Source organism: Pedobacter sp. 10L46_2 (genome assembly GCF_056395165.1).
The window spans coordinates 1-3,182 of sequence record NZ_JBFTIZ010000400.1 but is presented as its reverse complement, the minus strand read 5'-3'; the positions used below and the strand labels follow the sequence as shown (position 1 = coordinate 3,182).

5 protein-coding genes are annotated in these 3,182 nt (G+C 37.0%); 1 reads left to right on the top strand and 4 read right to left on the bottom strand.

Features of this window, described 5'->3' with window-relative positions; genetic code table 11:
• Nucleotides 1-1,350: DUF5723 family protein (locus AC1DDX_RS25760; RefSeq protein ID WP_477622852.1), on the top strand; the 1,350-nt coding region annotated here is incomplete at its 5' end.
• Between the two features lie 129 nt (nt 1,351-1,479).
• Here AC1DDX_RS25760 and tsaB read toward each other — a convergent pair.
• From tsaB to rpmH, 4 genes are all read right to left on the bottom strand, one after another.
• Nucleotides 1,480-2,163: a tRNA (adenosine(37)-N6)-threonylcarbamoyltransferase complex dimerization subunit type 1 TsaB gene (gene tsaB, locus AC1DDX_RS25755; RefSeq protein WP_172659833.1), complete on the bottom strand. Its 684-nt coding sequence runs from the start codon at nt 2,161-2,163 to the stop codon at nt 1,480-1,482.
• A gap of 21 nt (nt 2,164-2,184) precedes the next feature.
• On the bottom strand, nt 2,185-2,415 hold the full coding sequence (gene yidD, locus AC1DDX_RS25750) for a membrane protein insertion efficiency factor YidD (RefSeq protein ID WP_172659832.1): 231 nt from the start codon (nt 2,413-2,415) through the stop codon (nt 2,185-2,187).
• Nucleotides 2,402-2,815, bottom strand: coding sequence for a ribonuclease P protein component (gene rnpA / locus AC1DDX_RS25745; protein WP_288879022.1), 414 nt, complete (start codon nt 2,813-2,815; stop codon nt 2,402-2,404). The genes yidD and rnpA overlap by 14 nt, the downstream gene beginning before the upstream one ends.
• A gap of 64 nt (nt 2,816-2,879) precedes the next feature.
• Entirely contained in the window at nt 2,880-3,038 is a 159-nt protein-coding gene (gene rpmH, locus AC1DDX_RS25740; RefSeq protein ID WP_055133745.1) for a 50S ribosomal protein L34, read from the bottom strand.
• Nucleotides 3,039-3,182: the final 144 nt, after the last annotated feature.

The following is a 3,182-nucleotide window of genomic DNA, read 5'->3' as shown; positions in this document are numbered from 1 at the left end:
TTTGAGAACCCAGCGCAAAAAACATTCGTTCTAGATTCCTCGCGAAAATATGCTTCAAATTTCTTCTTACCCTATTTCGGAGTAAATGCCATCAATAAAGGCAATGAGGATATAATGCATAAATTAATTAGCAGTGGAAAACTTTCAGTAAAAGACATTCCAATCGGAACGAATAAGCTAAACCGCGTCTATCAAAATTCCAACATATATTTATTCAATTTTAAGATATTTAAATCCTATAAGTATCATAAGGAGATTGGTTTTTCGTGGCAATTGCGAACAGACCTTCATGCAAAATACACTAATGAATCGCTTGCCGTAATAGATGATTACACCAGGTTCATTAACAATTCCAATTTAACTAAAAATCCGTTTAACAATAGCGGATATGGTCAATCTTATCATCAATTCAGTCTAACCTACAGAGAAAACTATACTAAAAAGCTTGCTTTCGGTGTTAAGATTAGTTTATTAAGTGGAATTTCCTTTAACAGTTTAAAGACTGACCATTCGGCCATCCAGCCCGGACCAACAACGGATAAAATAGCTTTATCATTAAAAGGTACATATAAAGCAAGTTTTCTGGAGGCCAAAGATTTAGAAACTAACGACCTGATTCCTACATTTAAAAACCCGGGACTTGCGCTAAGCTTTGGCACAACATATACCTCAAAAAGCGGGGTGTTTATTATGGCTAATATAAAAGACCTTGGCGTAATACGATGGAGCAACAGTTCCTATGTTAGCAATTTTGACAACATGCTTAATCCTACCATAATCCCGGAGGATAATGGCCCAAACACCCCGCCCCGCAGTCCGAGGGATAAAGATCAAAGGATAACAAACCAGATTACAGATATTGTAAAAAATGATGCGGTAAATAAAAGCTTTTATACCCTCACAAATGCCAAAGCTGATTTCCTGATTTCTAAAACATACAGTTTCTATACACCTAGTTTTATGGTGTCAAAAAATCTGTTTTATAATGGCGGTGATGCAGCCCTTGTAAATAAATTCCGCTATTCTGATTTTTCTATAAGTGCAATTCCAATCTACAACTTCAATAACCTGTTTCTTTTTGGAATGCAGGGAATGTATCAAACCCCAAACTTTGAGTTCTTCTTAGGTTCAGATAATCTCCTTAAGACAACTCGAACCGCTTATGCAGCAATCAAAACCGATACATCGCCAAAGTCAGGATATAATGGTGCATCTTTTTACATGGGATTAGGTATTAAGTTTGGCTATACTGTAGAACACCCCCAAAACAGCAGCTATATACCAGGCTTGGATGATCAGGAAACAGGTTTCTTCAAACGCATTTTCAGTGTATTCTCTAAAAAGAGATGAAGTAAAAATTCACAATGATGGTTTAATTTCTAGATCGGTCGTCATCTCTCACGATGTTCAAGATGACACGGAAGGATAATGACCTGGAAGAATCTATTGTTCTAATACCAAAATATCAGAACAACTGTCTTACTTTTTTTTAGGTGTAGTTAAGACAAAATCCTTTAAGTAAAAGGGCTCGAAATAAGCAACATCTTCAAATCTGGAGCACGCATAGGCATCATGAGCAAGTTTACTCATGTAAGATGCTGAGTTAAAATTCAGTTCCGAAAATTTTGCATTTTCCTGCTTCAGCACACCAACGCACTTAGCGGCACCGTTGCCAATAAAAGTTATTACATTATCATTTAGATCCTCGGCAAAGCTCTGATCATCTATTATCTTAGCCACAACCGGAGTCACGGTTCTAAGATTATTATCATAAACAGAAGTAAATACCTCCATCCTTCTGGCATCAATCATTGCGCAAATCAGTCCATCGTAATCAGGATTTTGAAGCATAAATCCTTGTGCCATCATTTGAAGAGTAGGAATTGCAATTAATGGCTTATCAAGAGCAAAGCACAGTCCTTTTGCTGTAGAAACGCCAATACGCAATCCTGTATAAGAACCTGGCCCCATACTTACTGCTACAGCATCAAGATCCTCAAATTGCAATCCTGTAGAATCCATAGCCTCCTTTATAAACAAAGTTAAGCTACCGGCATGAATATTATTTGCCATTAGCTCTTTTAAAGCTATGGTCTTACCATCATGTGCTATTGCAGCAGAACAGACTTGTGTAGCGGTTTCAATTTGAAGTATAGTAGCCATCAGTTTAAATTAAAAATATCATTACGGAACAGGATCATGGCCATGACCACCCCAAGGATGGCACCGGCCAATACGTTTCAAAGTTAACCAGCCTCCTTTAAACGGACCATGCTTTTTAATAGCCTCAATACCATATTGAGAACAAGTAGGCGTATATCTGCAACTTGCTCCAAGCAATGGAGACAATAACCATTGGTAAAGCTTTATCAAGCCTAAAAAAAACCAGCCAATTAGCTTTTTAATTATCCCCATCAGCTTTTTTCATTTCATTGGTCCCAACGGCTGCAACTAATTTTTTAAAAACTCCGGACATTTTTTTCTCAAAAAATGAATAATCGTAAATCTGCTTGCCAATAAACTGCACAGAAAGCAACAATAGCTCATTAGAACCGACAAGAGATGTGTAAAGCTGTGATTGTTTTTCAAGGCGATAAACCTCACGGGTGCGGCGTTTAATCAAGTTTCTATCTACTGCCCTTTTAAAGCGTTTTTTAGAAACATTAATTACAACCTGCACAGGATATTTGTGCGCTGTATCTACGTATAAATAAGATACACGAAAGGGGTATAATAAAAAAGAAGAACCGTTCTTAAATAGCAAGTCAATTAACTTCCTGCTACATAACCGTTCTTCTTTGTTAAATGTGTTCATGTTTTTGATCGCAACTTTGCAGATGTCCTGATCTGCTAACACCTAAACGTGCTGCAATCAAAAATTATGCTTTATGACGACGTTCGTCAGAAACTGATAATCTTTTTCTTCCTTTTGCACGACGTGAAGCTAATACTCTTCTACCGTTTGCTGTAGCCATTCTTTCGCGGAAGCCATGCTTGTTTCTTCTCTTTCTTTGCGAAGGTTGGAATGTTCTTTTCATAACTGTATTATATCTTAGACTATTTTTTTAATTAAGAGGTGCAAATATAGTGCGATTTTTTTCTAATTGCAAATAGAATTAGAATTTTCTATAAGCCTAGTGCAGCTTTCAACTTCACATACCCTGTTTTACTCACTGGCAGCC